Here is a 16,038-nt window from a genome sequence, read left to right as displayed (position 1 = left end):
TGCGCAGCCGGATCCCGCAACGCGTGGCACAGGGAAGGCTTCAGCCATGAGCACTCCGACCCAGCCCAAGACCACCAACGCCTTCTACCTCCAGGCCGGCATCAGCTTCGGTGTCGCCCTGCTCACGATGATCTTCGCGGTCTTCTACCTCCCGGTGGACCCGTGGATCCGCGCCTTCCTCGGCCTCGGCACCATGTTCCTCGTGACGTCGAGCTTCACGCTCGCCAAGTGCGTCCGGGACGCCCAGGAGACGCAGGCCGTCATGTCCCGCCTCGACCAGGCCCGCGTCGACAAGCTGCTCGCCGAGCACGACCCCTTCAAGTCCATCGCCTGACCACCACGCACGAAGCCCCCTCCCGGTGATCCGGGAGGGGGCTTCGTGCTGTTCGGTGGCTGAGGTGCGAGCGAAGCGAGCCTCGAAACCTACTTGAGCTCGGCGCTCGTCAGGCCCAGGATCCGCCGCGCCACGATGAGCTGTTGGATCTGCTGGGTGCCCTCGAAGATGTCGAGGATCTTGGAGTCGCGCGCCCACTTCTCGAGCAGCTCGGCCTCGCTGTAGCCGACGGAGCCGGCCAGCTCGACACAGCTCAGCGTGACGTCCGAGGCCACGCGGCCGGCCTTCGCCTTGGCCATCGAGGCCTCGAGCGAGTTGGGCTTGCGGTTGTCGGCCATCCACGCGGCCTGCATGGTCAGCAGCTGGGCTGCCTCCCAGTCGGCCTCGAGCTGGAGGAACTTGGCGGCGGCGGCGGACTGCAGCTGGGCGGGCCTGTCGTAGTCGATCGTCACGCCGGCCTGCTCGAGCAGGTCGCGGGTGAGGTCGAGCGACGCACGCGCGCAGCCGACGGCCATCGCGGCCACCAGCGGCCGCGTGTTGTCGAAGGTCGCCATGGCGCCGGCGAAGCCCTGCTTGACGTCGATCTCCGGCGAGCCGAGCAGGTTCTCCTTCGGGACGCGCACGTCGGTGAAGGTGATGACCGCGGTGTCGGAGGCGCGGATGCCGAGCTTGTGCTCGCACCGCTCCACCTTCACCCCGGGCATGTCCTTGGTGACGACGAACGACTTGATGGCTGCCCGGCCGAGCGACTTGTCCAGCGTGGCCCAGACCACGATCGAGTCGGAGCGCTCCCCCGAGGTGACGAAGATCTTCTCGCCGTTGATGACGTAGTCGTCGCCGTCGAGCACCGCGGTGGTCGAGACCTGCGCCGAGTCGGACCCGAAGGCCGGCTCGGTGATCGCCATCGAGGCCCAGGTGCCCTTGAAACGCTCGAGCTGCGCGTCGGTCGCCACGGAGGCGATCGCGGAGTTGCCGAGTCCCTGGCGCGGGAAGGTCAGCATCAGGCCGACGTCGCCCCAGCACATCTCCGCGACGGAGAGCACCGAGGAGAGGTTGGAGCCGTTCTTGTTGCCGGTCTCGGCGGCGGTCTCGTCGCGACGTACGCCGGTCGCGCCGGCGCCCTCGGACGCGCCCGACTCCTCGAGGCCGTCGATCATCGCGGCGAGCATGTCGAGCTCCTTGGGGTACTCGTGCTCGGCGAGGTCGTACTTGCGGGAGATGGGCCGGAGCATGTTCATCGCGACCTGGTGGGCCTGGTCGATGAGCATCCGGTGCTTCTTGGGGGTCTCCAGGTTGAGCATCAGACGAGCACCGCACCTTCCATGATTCCGATCGCACGCAGGTCGCGGTACCACCGCTCGACCGGGTGCTCCTTGACGAAGCCGTGGCCACCGAGCAGCTGGACGCCGTCGAGGCCGATCCGCATGCCCTTGTCGGCACACAGCTTGCGGGCGAGGGCGACCTCGCGACTGAAGTCCTTGCCCTGGGCAGCGCGGGCGGCCGCCTTGTAGGTCAGGAGGCGCATCGACTGCAGCTCGATCGCGATGTCGGCGACCATGAACGCCACGGCCTGGCGGTGGCTGATGGGCTCCCCGAAGGCCTCGCGCTCGTTGACGTACGGCGTGACGTAGTCGAGAACGGCCTGGCCGGTGCCGACTGCGAGGGCGCACCAGGCCAGACGGGCGAGGCGCACGCACTCGGTGTAGGCCTCGCCGTCGGCGTCACCGAGCAGGGCGTCGGCGTCGACCTTGACGTCGTTGAGCTCGAGTCGGGTCAGCGACGCGGCGCGGACGCCCATCGACGGGTCGCCCTCGACCTCGAGGCCCTCGGTGGAGGACTCCACGAGGAACAGTGCGGGCTTGCCGTCGAGGGAGGCACCGACGACGAACAGCTCGGCCTCGGCGCCGCGGACGACCGCGGACTTCACGCCGTTGAGCACGAAGCCGTCGCCCGCGCGCTCGGCCGTGGTGGCCGGTGCGAGGACGTCGAAGAGCACCGACGGCTCCGTGAGCGCCAGCGCGGCGGCCGGCACGTCGTCTCCGGTGAAGGCCGGCAGGTAGGTCTGCTGCTGCGCCACGGTGCCCCACAGGCCCAGCGCCGTCGCGACCGAGCCGGGAGCCAGGGCAGCGACGGCGAGTCCCATGTCTCCCCTGGCCAGGGCCTCCGCGACGAGCACGCCGGCCGTGGCCGAGCGCTCCTCGGAGATGCCGCCGAGCGACTCCGGCACGCCGAGGATCGGCAGCCCGATCTCCAGGCTGGCCTTCAACAGCCCCTCGGGCGCCGCGCAGGTCTCGTTGGCCTCGGCGGCGGCCGGGCGCACGACCTCGGTGGCGAACTCGGTCACCACGTCGACGAGCATCTGCTCGTCGTCAGTGGGCGTCAGGTCGAAGAGGCCGCTGGCCTTCGCGGCCGGGGCACGGGTGCCGGCCAAGGTGTTGCCACTCACCTTCTTGAACTGCCGGCCGGCCGCGGTGGCGGTCTTGAAGCCGTTGCGGGTGACGGTGAAGACCGCCTGCTCGGTCTGCTTGCGCAGGCCGACCCTGTCGATGAGGTCGCTCTGGGCGAGCCTGTTCAGCGCCGCCACGGTGAAGCCGATCGGGTCACGGCGCTCCCGCGAGGAGAGCCCGTTCCTCCCCCCTGGCTTGAGGATGTTGATGAGGGACATGCCGTCAATGTAACTCCGAGTTACACACGGCGCCACACCTTCGCACGCCCGGTGAGCGTGTCCCCGGTCACGCGGGCGCTCCGGGACGCCTCACTAGGATCACCGGCATGCCCGATGACCCCGCGGACGACGCCGTCCACGCGCCGTACGGACCCCTTCCCGAGGGCGGCACCGTCCGCCCGATGACCCGCTGGGGCACCCCGGTCATGCACCGGCCGCAGGCCAAGGTGACGGAGTACGACGACGGGCTGACGCAGCTCGCTGCCGACATGGTGGCCACCATGTATGCCGCGGACGGGGTCGGGCTCGCGGCCTGCCAGATCGGCGAGGACGTCGCGATGTTCGTCTTCGACTGCCCCGACGCCAGTGGCAAGCGCACCGTCGGCGTGGTCTGCAACCCGGTGCTCACGCTCCCCGAGGGGCGCGAGCGGCGGCTGGACGACGGCGACGAGGGCTGCCTGTCCTATCCCGGGGCCTTCATCGAGTGCGCACGGCCCGACTGGGCGCGGGTCGACGGCTTCGGGCTCGACGGCCAGCCGGTCACCTTCGAGGGGGACGGGCTGCTGGCACGCTGCCTGCAGCACGAGACCGACCACACGCTCGGCACCGTCTTCGGAGACCGCCTCTCCGACCGGGCGCGGAAGAAGCTGCGCAAGGCGCACGAGAAGGCGGCCGAGGACTACCCGCCCGAGTGGCCCGCCTCCGTGGGCTGAGGCGCGAGCGCGAAGGCGCTCACCAGGAGGACCCCGAGCAGCACCGCGGTGTGGGCGGTGAAGGCCGCCGGGCGCGAGGGGTCGAGGTCCATGTAGACGCGCAGGTCGCCCACGACGTAGTAGGCGAGGTAGGCGGCCGGCGGCAGCAGCCAGGACCAGGGATGCCAGCGGCGCGCCCCGGCCCGGTCCACGCCGACCAGGAGGTGGTCGGTGACCACCAGCGCGGGGGTGAGCATGTGCTCGAAGATCGAGTAGGGGTCGAGCAGGTTGCCGTGCTGCATGGCGAGGAAGGCCGAGGCGACCAGCACCATGGTCGTGGCCGTGGCGCCGCGGAACCACGCCGAGGCCAGTGCGCGGCGGGGGCCGGTGCGCCCGCTGGCCGCGCCGGCGGCGAGCACGAGGTAGCCCACGCCTGCCCCGAGGCTGGCCAGCTGGCTCAGCGCCGTCCACCACACGTCGTACTGCCGGGACGCCAGCCAGACCCCGGTGAGGGCCGACGTGGCCACCCCCAGCCGCCAGGCCACCAGCCCCCACGAGCGCTTCTCTCCCTGCACCCCGGCAGGGTGTCATGCCATCTGCTGGACGTCAGCCGTTCACCCTCTATTCACCCCGAACGGGCGAGCCGGTCAGCGCCTGGAGGCGACGTAGCAGGCGACCGCGGTGGCAGCCGCGACGTTGAGCGAGTCGATGCCGGCGGCCATCGGGATGACTGCGCGGCGGTCGGCGGACTCCTCCCACCGGCGGGACAGGCCGTGTCCCTCGGAGCCCAGGACCAGGGCCACCTGGTCGATCCCGGCGACGGCCTCCTCGATCGGCACCGCATCCGGGGCGAGCGTGAGCGCCACGGTCGTGAAGCCGCGCTCCGACAGGGACGGGAGGGCATCGGCCCAGCCGGGGAGCCTGGTCCACGGGGTCGAGAAGACCGCGCCCATCCCGACCTTGACCGAGCGGCGGTAGAGCGGGTCCGCGCAGCGCGGGGCCAGCAGGACGGCGTCGAACCCGAGCGCCGCGCCGCAGCGGAAGATCGCTCCCACGTTGGTGTGGTCGACGATGTCCTCGAGCACCAGGACGGAGCGGGCGCCGGTCAGCACCTCGTCCACGGTCGGCAGCGGGCGGCGGTGCAGCGAGGCCAGCGCGCCGCGGTGCACGTGGAAGCCGGTGACCTCCTCCGCCAGCTGCTCCGACACGACGTAGCAGGGCGCGTCGGTGGGGTCGAGCACATCGGCCAGGCCGTCCAGCCACCGGGGCGCCATCAGGAAGGAGCGCGGGGCGTAGCCGGCCTCCAGGGCGCGGCGTACGACCTTCTCGCCCTCGGCGAGGAAGAGGCCGTGCTCGGCCTCGAGGTGCTTGCGCAGCTCGACGTCGCGGAGGTCGCGGTAGTCGGCCAGGCGCGGATCGGCGGGGTCGTCGATGGCGACGAGCTCAGCCACGACTGGGCGCGCTGTGTCCGTAGTGCTCGGGCCGGGCGACCCGGACGACCTCGCCGATCACGATGACGGCGGGGGGCTTCACGTCCTGGGCCTTGAGGTCGTCTGCCAGCGAGCCGAGCGTGCTGAGCACCGTGCGCTCCTCGGGCATCGTGCCCTCGACGACCACGGCGACCGGAGTCTCGGTGTCACGGCCGCCCTGGACCAGGGCGGAGGCGATGGCCGCGGCGTTCTCCACGCCCATCAGGACCACGATCGTGCCCTGGAGGCGGGCCAGGGCGTCCCAGGTGACGAGCGAGTCGGGGTGGCCGGGCGGGATATGCCCCGAGACCACGGTGAACTCGTGTGCCACTCCCCTGTGGGTCACCGGGATCTGGGCGACGGCCGGCACCGAGATCGACGAGGAGAGGCCGGGGATGACGGTGACCGGGACGTCGGCGGCACGGCACGCCTCGATCTCCTCGAAGCCGCGACCGAAGACGAAGTTGTCGCCGCCCTTGAACCGGACGACCCGCTTGCCCTCGCGGGCCCGGTCGACGATGAGCTGGTTGATGAACTCCTGCTGGGCGCTGCGGCCACGCGGGAGCTTGGCCACGTCGACGAGCTCCACGTCGGGACCCAGCTCGTCGAGCAGCTCGCGTGGGGCGAGGCGGTCGGCGACGACCACGTCGGCCGAGGCCAGGGCGTGGCGGGCGGCGACGGTGACCAGCTCGGGGTCGCCGGGGCCGCCACCCACCAGCACGACTCCGGGGGTGCGGTCGAGGGCGCCCGAGGCGTTGAGGTGGCCGTCGCGCAGCGCGGTGAGGATCTCGTCGCGGAGCGCCGCCGACTGCTGGGGCTCCCGGTTGCCCAGCACGGCGACGGTGACCGAGCCGTGCCGGCCGGTGGCCGGCGTCCAGGCCGTGGCCTCGGCCGCGTCGTCGCTGCGCACGCAGAAGATCCGCCGCTCCTCGGCCGCCTGCGTGACGAGCTCGTTGGCCACGGGGTCGTTCGTCGCCGCGATGACGTACCAGGCGCCGTCGAGGTCGCCCGGCTCGAAGCGGCGGGCGAGGATCTCGATCTCGCCCCCCATTCCCTCCAGCGCCGGGGTCACTGTCGGCGCGACCAGGGTGACGCGGGCACCGGCGGCGATCAGGGCCGGCACCCGCCGCTGCGCGACGTGTCCGCCCCCCACGACGACGACCTTGCGGCCGGCGAGCCGGAGGCCTGAGGGGTACGGCGGGAACTCGTTCATGCCGGGCATTCTTCCCTGTACCTGTGGGCGCCCGGGTCGTTAGGTTCACCCCATGAGCATCGAACGCCCGATCGCCCCGAATCCCTACGACTACCTTCCCGCGAGGGAGTCCTTCACGGTGACGAGCACGGACGTCACCGACGGGCAGCCGCTGAAGGACGCCCAGGTCGCCGCCCTGGGCAACACCTCGCCCCAGCTGAGCTGGGAGGGAGCCCCGGAGGGCACCCGGTCCTACGTCGTCACCTGCTTCGACCCCGACGCCCCCACCCCGTGCGGCTGGTGGCACTGGGCGCTCGTCGACATCCCGGCAGACGTGACGTCGCTCGAAACTGGGGCGGCCGCCGGCGAGCTCCCCGGCAATGCCTTCCACCTGCGCCACGACGGCGGCGAGGCCGGCTTCATGGGTGCTGCTCCCCCGCAGGGCGACCACGTGCACCGCTACTTCTTCGTGGTCCACGCGGTCGGCGAGGACAGCCTGGGCATCGACGCCGATGCCTCCAACGCCGTGATGAGCGTCAACCTGGCCTTCAAGACTCTCGGCCGCGCGATCATCCACGGGACCTACCAGCACTGACCTCTTCTGCCCTGCCTCTTGTGCTCGCGGCGGAGGCGGAGTTTCGTGGCCGTATGGGAGACAAGAACGGCAGAAGGGCGACCGACCACGACCTGTCGGCGCTTCGGCCCGACCGGATCCGCAACGTGGTCCTGGTCGGGCCGACTCAGTCAGGCAAGACCTCGCTCGTCGAGGCCCTCCTCCATCACACGGGCGCGATCAGCCGCCCCGGGACGGTCGCCGACGGCACCACGGTGAGCGACCACGAGGACGTCGAGCAGGCTCATGGACGCTCCGTCTCGCTCAGCGTCGCCCCGCTGGTGCATGAGGGGGTCAAGGTCAACCTCGTCGACACTCCGGGGTTCGCCGACTTCGTGGGCGAGGTGCGCGCAGGCCTCCGTGCAGCCGACTGTGCGCTCTTCGTCATCGCGTCGCACGAGGGTGTCGACGACAGCACGCGCGACCTCTGGCGCGAGTGCGCCCAGGTCGGCATGCCGCGCGCCCTGGTCCTCACCAAGCTCGACCACGCCCGCGCGGACGTCGACACCGCCCTGGCCGCGGCACGATCCGCATTCGGCGAGAAGGTGCTGCCGGTCTACGTCCTCGAGGGCGACAGGCTCACCGGGCTGCTCTCCGGCGCGACCGACGACCCGCGTCGCGGGGAGCTCGTCGAGGCGGTGATCGAGGAGTCCGAGGACGAGACCCTGATGGACCGCTACGTGGGCGGCGAGCAGATCGACGAGAAGGTGCTGGTGGACGACCTCGAGACCGCGATCGCCCACGCCACGCTCTTCCCCGTCGTCCCGGTGTGCGCCACCACCGGCGTGGGGCTGGGCGAGCTGCTCGACCTCTGCGTGCGCGCCTTCCCGTCCCCGCCCGAGCATGCGCCTCCGGACCTCTTCACCCCCGCCGGTGTGGCGGTGGAGCCCGTCACCTGCGACCCGGCCGGTCCGCTGGTCGCCGAGGTCGTGAAGACCTCCAGCGACCACTATCTCGGTCGTGTCAGCCTGGTGCGGGTGTTCTCCGGCGCCCTGCGCCCCGACGTCCCCGTCCATGTCTCCGGGCACTTCGCCAGCTTCGGCACCGCCGGCCACGAGGACCACGACGAGGACGAACGGGTCGGTGCCCTCGCCCATCCGTTCGGGGCCCGCCAGGTGCCCACCGACCAGGTGGTCGCCGGCGACATCGGGCTGGTCGCGCGGCTGTCGCGGGCCGAGACCGGGGACACGCTGTCCAGCACGGACGACCCGCGGGTGCTGCGGCCCTGGGAGATGCCCGACCCGCTCCTCCCCGTGGCGATCGAGGCAGCGAGCCGCTCCGACGAGGACAAGCTGTCCGCTGCACTGTCCCGCCTCGCTGCCGAGGACCCCAGCCTCCGGGTCGAGCACAGCGCCGAGACCGGCCAGCTGCTGCTCTGGGTGATGGGCGAGGCGCACGCGGAGGTCGCCCTCGAGCGACTCCGTCAGCGCTACGGGGTGACCGTCACGGAGGTGGACGTGGTCGTCCCGCTGCGCGAGTGCCTCCTCGGCCCGGCCAAGGGCCATGGCCGGCACGTGAAGCAGTCCGGCGGCCACGGGCAGTACGCCGTGTGCGACATCGAGGTCGAGCCCCTGCCCGAGGGCAGCGGGTTCGCGTTCGAGAGCCGGGTCGTCGGCGGGTCCGTGCCGCGCCAGTTCATCCCCAGCGTGGAGAAGGGCGTGCGGCAGCAGATGGACCGCGGCGTCCGGCTCGGCTATCCCGTCGTCGACCTGAGGGTCGTCCTGGTCGACGGCAAGGCGCACAGCGTCGACTCCTCCGACATGGCCTTCCAGACCGCCGGCGCGCTCGCACTCAAGGACGCCGCCGAGGGCGCCACCGTCGCGATGCTCGAGCCGTACGACGAGGTATCGGTGCTGGTCTCCGACGACCATGTGGGCAGCGTGATGAGCGACCTGTCGGCCCGGCGTGGGCGACTGCTCGGCACCGAGCAGGCCGACGACCGCACCGTGGTCCGGGCCATCGTGCCGCAGCGCGAGCTGCTCCGCTACGCGGTCGACCTGCGCTCCGCCACCCACGGGGCCGGCACGTTCACCCGCACGTTCGCGCACTACGAGCCGATGCCCGAGGAGCTGGCGGTCGCCGTGCCGAGACGCCGAACCTGAGTCAGGTTTGCCGATTTCCTCATGGAATCGTCAATTTCTATTCTAGGCTGCGTCCTGGGATGGGGGGGTCCACGTCGAGCAGACGTCAAGACTCACCACCTGATGGAGAAAAGCAGTGCTAAGAGGCCGCTTCGCCCGCCCCCTGGCCGTGCTCGTGCTGAGCGCCGTGTCGGCCGCCCTGATGCCGGCGCACGCCGGCACCGCGGAGGTCCACCGTCCCATGCGCAAGGCGCGTTACGCGTCGGCGATGGAGACCTTCGAGCAGCAGCTCATCGTCGAGATCAACAAGGCCCGCGAGCGGGCACGCGTGCCGGTGATCCGGGTCGCCGACGCCTGCCTCGACGGCATCGCCGAGGACTGGTCCCGGCACCTCGTGGACCTCGGAGACCTGCTGCACCGGGACCAGTCGGTGGTGCTGAGGCGCTGTCACCAGAGCTGGGCGGGCGAGAACCTCATCCGCGGCTCCCGCCTGACCCCCGCCCAGGCCGTCCAGGCCTGGCTGGCGTCACCGGCGCACAAGGCGGTGCTGCTGAAGCACCGCGCCAGCCGGATCGGCATCGCCGTCCGCCGCGACGGCCGGGGGCGCTACGTCGGGGTGCTCAACCTCGGCGACAGCTGAGTCATCTCCGCGGCCGGGCCGTCACCACGACGTTGGAGCGGTAGCCCTCGCCGTCCCAGTCCTCGCAGGTCACCAGCACCAGGCGCCCCGCCACCTCCTGGCTGAACAGCTCGGGCGCGCGCCGGGCGATCTCCTCCTTGCCCAGCACCGCGACGTCGGTCACCACGTAGTCGATCTGCCCTCGCGTCGTGCGGACCTGGACCTGAGCGCCTGGCCTTATCCGCTCCAGGTCGTCAAGCGCCCCGCCACCGGCGTGCACCGTGTGACCCGTGACGAGCGCACTGCCTCGTCCGGCACCGGCCCAGGCTCCGCCCACCCACCAGCCGAGGACACCCGGGTCGCCCGGAGGGTTCAGCGTCCTGCCGTCGGCGGACACGGGCACCACGTGTGCCGCCAGTCCCAGGGACGGGACCGCGACGTGCAGCGGCGGCCCCGCGGGGAGGTGGTGCCGCGGACCGCTCGAGACCAGCGGCGGCCCGAAGGACCTGGAGCTCGGGCTCGCCGCGACCGTGGGCGACCCGGCCGGGTCGAGGGCCTGCGTGGGCCCCTCGACCCGGGCCGGCGTACCCCTGCTCAGCAGGAGTGCGGCGACCACCACCAGCAGCACCCCGGCCACGGCCAGGACGGCCGTGAGCCGGGAGAGCGCTGTGTCACCGCGCAGCGTGCGCACCTCCTCGACGTGCCCGGACCACCCGGGAGAGGATGAGCGCGATCGCGAGGAAGGCCAAGCCGGCCGCACCCAGACCCAGGGCCCACAAGGGCACCTCGGCAGGTGCCTGGCTGTCCCCGGACAGCCCGGCGTTGACGACTGTCGGGATCTCCGCCTGCGTGCCGGCGACCTCGGGCTGAGCCTCCTGGACCTGCTCCTGAGCCTGCGGCTGCTTCACGGGCTGCTCATCCTTGACCTCGACGTCGTCCTCGGCCGCTTCCTCCTGCTCCCCTGCGACTGGGGTGGGCGTCTGCGTACCGGGCGAGACCGTGGTGGTGTGGGTCGTCGTCACGGACGGCGTGATCGTCGTGGTCGTGGTGGCCGTGGTCGTCGTGGTCGTGGTGGCCGTGGTGGCCGGGGCCGACGTCGTGGTCGTGGTCGGGGTCGTGGTCGTCGTCGGGCTCGACGTGGTCGTCGTCGGGCTCGACGTGGTCGTCGTCGGGCTCGACGTGGTCGTCGTCGGGCTCGACGTGGTCGTCGTCGGGCTCGACGTGGTCGTCGTCGGGCTCGACGTCGACGTCGTGGTCGACGGCCCCCGGACCAGCGTCACCGTGTAGTGGCTGAGGGCCTTGCCGCTCGGGTGCTTGATGGTCACCGTGCGGGCCGGAGGTGAGACCGTCACGTACACCGGTCCGTCACCCTGCTCGTCCGAGCCTGCCTTCACGCAATAGCTGGAGACCAGCATCCCTGCGGGCGCGGTGTAGACGACCGAGGTCTGGTTGCCGGTGACCTGGACGTGGGCGGACTGCGGCTGGCAGACCCCGGTGTTGTCGGGGTCGGCGATGCGGACGGTGCCGTAGTCCTGCACGGCTCCTGCCAGGCCTGGTGCGGCGAGCACTACACCGACCGGTGCGACGATCAAGCCGATCGTGCCGGCCACAGCTCCCCATGTGCGCTTCTTCTTCGTCATCTGGTGTAACCCCCTTGTTCGCGGCGGAAGGCCCTCCTGCCTGTCACGATCGCCCCGTTTGGACGACGCGGACGGTCGTGATGCCCCGCGTACCCCAAAGTGGGTAGATTCGCCGGTCTGCCGGTGGTCCAGTCGAGGGGGGAGGCCGGAATGCTCTACGCCGCGATCGCGACGCGGGCGTTCCGCCGATACGCGACCTACCGGTCGGCCACGCTGGCCGGGATCTTCACCAACTCCGTCTTCGGGGTCATCTACTCCTTCGCCTACCTCGCGCTCTGGGCACAGGACCCCGACGCCGGTGGCTACGACGCGGTCGACGCCGTCACGTTCGTGTGGCTCACCCAGGGACTGCTCATGACCGTGGCGATCTGGGGCGGCGGCACCACCGACGACCTGGCCGAGCGGATCCGCAGCGGTGACGTGGCGATCGACCTCTACCGCCCGGTCGGCCTGATCCGGTGGTACCTCGCCGCCGACCTCGGCCGCTCGGCGTACCACCTGCTCACGCGGGGCCTCGCCCCCACGCTCGTCGGGATGCTGCTCTTCGACCTCCGGCTCCCCGACTCCCCCGTCGCCGCGCTCGTCTTCGCGGTGAGCCTGCCACTCGCCGTGACGGTGAGCTTCGCCATCCGCTTCCTGGTGGCGTGCACAGCCTTCTGGCTCCTCGACGCCACCGGACCCAGGGTGCTCAGCGCCGCGCTCGCGATGTTCTTCAGCGGGACGACGCTGCCCCTGGTCCTCTTCCCCGGCTCCCTCGGCACCCTGGCGAACGCACTGCCGTGGTCCGCCATCATCCAGGTGCCCAACGACCTGTGGCTGGGCACGCACACGGGCCGTGACGCCCTCGCCGCGCTCGGCTTCCAGCTGCTGTGGATCGTCGTCCTGCTCGGCTGCTGCTCGCTCGTGATGCGCGCCGCGACGCGCAAGGTGGTGGTGCAGGGTGGCTAGGGGTCTCGACTCCGCTCGACCGGCCGGAGGCGCTCGACCGGCCGTGACGGCGTACGGCGACATCACGTGGCTGTGGGTGCGCGCGGCCTGGGTCTACCCCGGCTCATTCGTCATGCTCGTGGTCGGCAGCATGCTCATCAACGGGCTGGACTTCGTGGGCCTGTGGATCATGTTCGCCAACATCGACCACCTCGGCGGTTTCGGCCTCCGCGAAGTCGCGCTGCTCTACGGTGCGAGCGGCATCGGCATCGGGATCGCCGACACCCTGATCGGGAGCGTGGAGAGGATCGGCACCTACGTCCGCACCGGCCGGCTCGACCAGATGCTCACCAAGCCCGTGCCGCTCCTGGTGCAGGTGTGCGCCGACCAGTTCACGCTCCGCCGGCTCGGCCGGATCACCCAGGCGGCGGTGGTGTTCGCGTGGGCGGCCCCGGTCGTCGACTGGACGCTCCTGCGGGTGCTCGTGGCGGTGGTGATGATGGCCAGCGCGACCGTGATCTTCTTCGCGCTCTTCGTCGGCTTCTCGTGCATCCAGTTCTGGACCACCGATGCGAGCGAGTTCGCCAACGGCTTCACCTACGGCGGCAACACGGTCACGCAGTATCCCCTGACGGTCTTCCCGCGCGAGGTCCTGGTGTCGCTGACCTTCGTGCTGCCGATCGCCTTCGTGAACTGGTATCCCTGCCTCTACCTGCTGGGGCGCGACGACCCGTTCGGCATGCCGGCCTGGCTGCAGTTCTGCTCCCCCGTCGCCGCCGTCGTCTCGATGGCGCTCGCCCTGCTGGCCTGGCGCACCGGCGTACGCCACTACACCTCGACAGGATCCTGATGGCCGACTCCCTCATCGAGGTGCGCGACCTCGAGCGCACCTTCACCGTCCGCAGGCGCACCGGCGGGCTACGGCGCCGGGCGACGACGGTGCACGCGGTGCACGACCTGAGCTTCGACGTCCCCGCCGGCGAGATGGTCGGCTACATCGGGCCCAACGGCGCCGGGAAGTCGACGACGGTCAAGATGCTCACTGGCATCCTGGTGCCGACCGGAGGTCACCTGCGTGTCGGCGGCCTCGAGCCAGCGGTCCAGCGCACCGAGCTCGCTCGGCGCATCGGCGTGGTCTTCGGGCAGCGCACCACGCTGTGGTGGGACCTCCCCCTCCGCGACTCCTTCGAGCTGCTCCGCAAGATCTACCGGATCCCCGAGCCCACCTTCCGCGCCAACCTCGACCGGTTCGTCGAGCTGCTCGACCTCGGCGACCTGCTGTACACGCCTGTGCGCCAGCTCAGCCTCGGCCAGCGGATGCGCGGCGACATCACCGCCGCCCTCCTGCACGACCCCGAGATCCTCTACCTCGACGAGCCCACCATCGGGCTCGACGTGATCAGCAAGGGCCGGCTGCGCGAGTTCCTGCGCGCGCTCAACGCCGAGAACGGCACGACCCTGATGCTCACCACCCACGACCTCCAGGACATCGAGGCGCTGTGCGACCGGGTGATCGTCATCGACCACGGCACGACCGTCTTCGACGGGCCGCTGGCCGAGCTGCACCGCCAGGGTGGCTCGACGCGCACGCTCGTCGTCGACCTCGTGGACGAGGCCGAGCCGATCTCCGTACCGGGCGCGGAGGTCCGCCGCGTCGAGGGTCCGCGGCAGTGGCTGGCCTTCCCGGCCGACGCCAGCGCGGCACCGATCGTCTCGGCGGTCGCCGCGTCGTACGACGTCGCCGACCTCTCCATCCAGGAGCCGGACATCGAGGAGGTCATCCGCGAGCTCTACGCCCGCGGATGACCGGGCATCCCTAGGCTGGGGGCATGCCGAGCGAGGACGTCCTGGGAGCGCCGTACACCGTCGAGACCATCGAGCTGCCTGATGACGACGAGGGACCCGTCGTCGCGACGCTCGTGCGCCTCTCCCCCGCCGACCTCGGCCACGCCGAGCCGACGACGCGGGCGGTGCTGCACGTCCACGGCTTCGCCGACTACTTCTTCCAGACGGAGTACGCCGAGTGGTGGGCGTCGCGGGGATACACGTTCTACGCCCTCGACCTCCGGAAGTACGGCCGGTCCATCCGCGAGCACCAGACCCCCAACTACGTCGCCGACCTGCGCGAATACTTCCCCGAGCTCGACGAGGCGTGGCAGCGCGCCACGAAGCGCGACGGGCACACCGAGATCATCGGCAGCGCGCACTCCACGGGCGGACTGACGATGTCGCTGTGGCTCAACGAGCGGCAGCCGGCCGAGCTCACGGGCCTCGTGCTCAACTCCCCCTGGCTCGACATGCACGGCTCCGCCTGGCTGCGCACGCCCGCCGGCAAGCTGGCTGTCAGCCAGCTCGGCGCGCGTCAGCCCCGGCGGGTCATCCCCCGCAAGGTCAACGGGTTCTACGCCCGCTCCCTGCACCGCGACCATGAGGGCGAGTGGGCCTTCGACCTCGCCTGGAAGCCCGAGCAGTCCTGGCCGGTCTACGCCGGCTGGCTGCGCGCGATCCGGCGCGGACACGCCGAGCTGCACCGCGGCCTCAAGATCGCCGCGCCCACGCTGGTGCTCTCGTCGCGACGCTCCGCCTTCCCCTCCCAGATGGGCGATCCCGTGCACCGCAGCGACGTCGTGCTGGACGTCAGGCAGATCCGCCGCTGGGCCTCCAGCATCGGCACCCACGTCACCAGCATCGCGGTCGACGGGGCCCGGCACGACGTCGTGCTCTCGCTGCCCGACGTGCGGAAGGTGGTCTACCGGGAGCTCGACACGTGGCTGCGGGCCTGGGTCGAGGGACGCTGACGCACGTGCCGTCGCTGGTGCGCTCGTCGTCATCGCTCAGGCGGCCTGGAGGGCGTCCTTCCTCGGAGGGCGGCGCTGATGGCGCGTCCGTTGGAGACCGCTCCCATGGGGACATACTGCCTCGCCGCGAAGGTGGCCTGACGGCGGTTGCGCCGCTGTGGCGCTGTCACTTCGATGGCTTTTTGCCGTGTCCGCATGCCCGATCGACCTACGCTGGAGGCATGAACACCATCCATCTCACAGACGAAGAGCTGGAGATCACCCGCCACGGGATGACGGCCTATCTCCATAGCTTCGGACATGACGAGGCCGACACCGTCGCTCTCATCCGGGCTGTCCTCGCCCGGCTTGCGGCCGCGCAGCCGGAGTCCGATCCGTCGCACGCGGTCGGCTGAGCGCGCCCGTCAGACGAGTAGTCCCAGGACTCCTACGCCGCACACGATCAGTCCGCCGATCCGGGCGAGTGTCCGTCCGCGTGCGCCGTCGAGGCGCCCGCGGGCGAGGCTGAGGCAGAGGAGGTTCCAGGCGCCGGCTACCGCCGCCCACTCCACACCGAGGGCGAGGGTGCTCAGCACGCCTGCCTCGGGGAGCGAGAACTGCGGGAGCAACGAGACGGCGGTCAGGGGGGTGCGGGGGTTGGTCACGCACACGGCCAGTCCGGTGAGGAAGCCGGACGACGGAGGCGCCTCGGCGGGCGTCGAATGTCTCGGCAGCATCGCCCACAGCCCCATGGCGATCATGGCCACCGAGCCCAGGATGCGCAGGGTGTCGAGCCCGCCCGGCAGGCCGGCGACGAGCCCACCGACGCCGAGGGCGACTGCCACCGACCAGGCGGCGATCCCTGCGCTCGTGCCGGCGGTCGCGGCTCGCGCGGCGTCGGTGCCGATCTCCACGGCCGTCCGGAGGACGAGGAGGTTGTTCCCGCCAGGGACCAGGACCAGAAGAGTCACCACGGGAAGGAACGCGACGAGTTGGCTGACCACGCACGCCACCCTGCGCGACTCTGAG

19 protein-coding genes are annotated in these 16,038 nt (G+C 71.3%); 11 read left to right on the top strand and 8 right to left on the bottom strand.

Going from position 1 to position 16,038, the window contains the following annotated elements:
- Positions 1-46 precede the first annotated feature (46 nt).
- On the top strand, positions 47-334 hold the full coding sequence (locus DDE18_RS06085) for a YiaA/YiaB family inner membrane protein (protein ID WP_116571339.1): 288 nt from the start codon (positions 47-49) through the stop codon (positions 332-334).
- 89 nt (positions 335-423) lie between these two features.
- Here the strand turns inward: DDE18_RS06085 and DDE18_RS06080 are convergent, their stop codons facing one another.
- Entirely contained in the window at positions 424-1,635 is a 1,212-nt protein-coding gene (locus DDE18_RS06080) for an acyl-CoA dehydrogenase family protein (RefSeq protein ID WP_116571338.1), read from the bottom strand.
- Entirely contained in the window at positions 1,635-2,999 is a 1,365-nt protein-coding gene (locus tag DDE18_RS06075; protein WP_116571337.1) for an acyl-CoA dehydrogenase family protein, read from the bottom strand. The genes DDE18_RS06080 and DDE18_RS06075 overlap by 1 nt, the downstream gene beginning before the upstream one ends.
- A gap of 107 nt (positions 3,000-3,106) precedes the next feature.
- On the opposite strand from DDE18_RS06075, the gene def reads away from it, so the two are divergent.
- The gene (gene def, locus DDE18_RS06070) at positions 3,107-3,712 is read left to right on the top strand and encodes a peptide deformylase (RefSeq protein ID WP_116571336.1); all 606 of its coding nucleotides are present in this window, start codon (positions 3,107-3,109) and stop codon (positions 3,710-3,712) included.
- Here the strand turns inward: def and DDE18_RS06065 are convergent.
- The 3 genes from DDE18_RS06065 to cobA form a co-directional block, all read right to left on the bottom strand.
- Positions 3,679-4,266 (bottom strand): hypothetical protein, encoded by a 588-nt coding sequence (locus DDE18_RS06065; RefSeq protein WP_116571335.1) that lies wholly within the window; start codon positions 4,264-4,266, stop codon positions 3,679-3,681. The genes def and DDE18_RS06065 overlap by 34 nt on opposite strands.
- 72 nt (positions 4,267-4,338) lie before the next feature.
- Positions 4,339-5,142, bottom strand: coding sequence for a TrmH family RNA methyltransferase (locus DDE18_RS06060; RefSeq protein WP_116571334.1), 804 nt, complete (start codon positions 5,140-5,142; stop codon positions 4,339-4,341).
- The gene (gene cobA, locus DDE18_RS06055; protein ID WP_116571522.1) at positions 5,135-6,373 is read right to left on the bottom strand and encodes a uroporphyrinogen-III C-methyltransferase; all 1,239 of its coding nucleotides are present in this window, start codon (positions 6,371-6,373) and stop codon (positions 5,135-5,137) included. The genes DDE18_RS06060 and cobA overlap by 8 nt, the downstream gene beginning before the upstream one ends.
- A 52-nt stretch (positions 6,374-6,425) precedes the next feature.
- On the opposite strand from cobA, the gene DDE18_RS06050 reads away from it, so the two are divergent.
- From DDE18_RS06050 to DDE18_RS06040, 3 genes are all read left to right on the top strand, one after another.
- Positions 6,426-6,947 carry a YbhB/YbcL family Raf kinase inhibitor-like protein gene (locus DDE18_RS06050; protein ID WP_116571333.1) on the top strand — a complete coding sequence of 174 codons (522 nt, stop codon included), beginning with the start codon at positions 6,426-6,428 and terminating at the stop codon, positions 6,945-6,947.
- 53 nt (positions 6,948-7,000) lie between these two features.
- Complete coding sequence (locus tag DDE18_RS06045; protein ID WP_116571332.1) at positions 7,001-9,067, top strand: elongation factor G-like protein EF-G2; 2,067 nt, start codon at positions 7,001-7,003, stop codon at positions 9,065-9,067.
- A gap of 115 nt (positions 9,068-9,182) precedes the next feature.
- Positions 9,183-9,686, top strand: coding sequence for a CAP domain-containing protein (locus tag DDE18_RS06040; protein ID WP_116571331.1), 504 nt, complete (start codon positions 9,183-9,185; stop codon positions 9,684-9,686).
- Position 9,687: 1 nt separating this feature from the next.
- Here the strand turns inward: DDE18_RS06040 and DDE18_RS06035 are convergent, their stop codons facing one another.
- A complete protein-coding gene (locus DDE18_RS06035) occupies positions 9,688-10,356 on the bottom strand; it encodes a class F sortase (protein ID WP_245916469.1) in 669 nt (222 codons plus the stop codon).
- Positions 10,337-10,687, bottom strand: coding sequence for a hypothetical protein (locus tag DDE18_RS22855; protein WP_165821023.1), 351 nt, complete (start codon positions 10,685-10,687; stop codon positions 10,337-10,339). The genes DDE18_RS06035 and DDE18_RS22855 overlap by 20 nt, the downstream gene beginning before the upstream one ends.
- Here DDE18_RS22855 and DDE18_RS22850 point away from each other — a divergent pair.
- The 6 genes from DDE18_RS22850 to DDE18_RS22845 all read left to right on the top strand — a co-directional run bounded on the left by DDE18_RS22850 (position 10,671) and on the right by DDE18_RS22845 (position 15,425).
- Complete coding sequence (locus tag DDE18_RS22850) at positions 10,671-10,952, top strand: hypothetical protein (RefSeq protein ID WP_165821022.1); 282 nt, start codon at positions 10,671-10,673, stop codon at positions 10,950-10,952. The two genes, DDE18_RS22855 and DDE18_RS22850, sit on opposite strands and share 17 nt — an antisense overlap.
- A gap of 476 nt (positions 10,953-11,428) precedes the next feature.
- Positions 11,429-12,253, top strand: coding sequence for an ABC transporter permease (locus DDE18_RS06025; protein ID WP_245916468.1), 825 nt, complete (start codon positions 11,429-11,431; stop codon positions 12,251-12,253).
- A 43-nt stretch (positions 12,254-12,296) separates the two neighbouring features.
- A complete protein-coding gene (locus tag DDE18_RS06020; protein ID WP_245916467.1) occupies positions 12,297-13,082 on the top strand; it encodes an ABC transporter permease in 786 nt (261 codons plus the stop codon).
- A complete protein-coding gene (locus DDE18_RS06015; protein ID WP_116571329.1) occupies positions 13,082-14,038 on the top strand; it encodes an ABC transporter ATP-binding protein in 957 nt (318 codons plus the stop codon). Before DDE18_RS06020 ends, DDE18_RS06015 begins: the two co-directional genes overlap by 1 nt.
- Positions 14,039-14,061: 23 nt before the next feature.
- On the top strand, positions 14,062-15,030 hold the full coding sequence (locus tag DDE18_RS06010) for an alpha/beta hydrolase (protein WP_116571328.1): 969 nt from the start codon (positions 14,062-14,064) through the stop codon (positions 15,028-15,030).
- A 221-nt stretch (positions 15,031-15,251) separates the two neighbouring features.
- A complete protein-coding gene (locus DDE18_RS22845; protein ID WP_165821057.1) occupies positions 15,252-15,425 on the top strand; it encodes a hypothetical protein in 174 nt (57 codons plus the stop codon).
- Positions 15,426-15,434: 9 nt separating this feature from the next.
- Here the strand turns inward: DDE18_RS22845 and DDE18_RS06005 are convergent, their stop codons facing one another.
- Entirely contained in the window at positions 15,435-16,013 is a 579-nt protein-coding gene (locus tag DDE18_RS06005) for a LysE family translocator (protein ID WP_165821056.1), read from the bottom strand.
- Positions 16,014-16,038: the final 25 nt, after the last annotated feature.

The organism is Nocardioides gansuensis, from assembly GCF_003076135.1.
Taxonomy (GTDB): domain Bacteria; phylum Actinomycetota; class Actinomycetes; order Propionibacteriales; family Nocardioidaceae; genus Nocardioides; species Nocardioides gansuensis.
Note: the sequence above shows the minus strand (reverse complement) of the source record. Positions and strands in the feature narration are given on the sequence as shown.

Bases quoted from the DNA above. Each gene is read 5' to 3' on its own strand.
- DDE18_RS06085 (WP_116571339.1), top strand. From the start codon at position 47: ATGAGCACTCCGACCCAGCCCAAGACCACCAACGCCTTCTACCTCCAG.
- DDE18_RS06080 (WP_116571338.1), bottom strand. From the start codon at position 1,635: ATGCTCAACCTGGAGACCCCCAAGAAGCACCGGATGCTCATCGACCAG.
- DDE18_RS06075 (WP_116571337.1), bottom strand. From the start codon at position 2,999: ATGTCCCTCATCAACATCCTCAAGCCAGGGGGGAGGAACGGGCTCTCC.
- def (WP_116571336.1), top strand. From the start codon at position 3,107: ATGCCCGATGACCCCGCGGACGACGCCGTCCACGCGCCGTACGGACCC.
- cobA (WP_116571522.1), bottom strand. From the start codon at position 6,373: ATGAACGAGTTCCCGCCGTACCCCTCAGGCCTCCGGCTCGCCGGCCGC.
- DDE18_RS06050 (WP_116571333.1), top strand. From the start codon at position 6,426: ATGAGCATCGAACGCCCGATCGCCCCGAATCCCTACGACTACCTTCCC.
- DDE18_RS06045 (WP_116571332.1), top strand. From the start codon at position 7,001: ATGGGAGACAAGAACGGCAGAAGGGCGACCGACCACGACCTGTCGGCG.
- DDE18_RS06015 (WP_116571329.1), top strand. From the start codon at position 13,082: ATGGCCGACTCCCTCATCGAGGTGCGCGACCTCGAGCGCACCTTCACC.
- DDE18_RS06010 (WP_116571328.1), top strand. From the start codon at position 14,062: ATGCCGAGCGAGGACGTCCTGGGAGCGCCGTACACCGTCGAGACCATC.
- DDE18_RS22845 (WP_165821057.1), top strand. From the start codon at position 15,252: ATGAACACCATCCATCTCACAGACGAAGAGCTGGAGATCACCCGCCAC.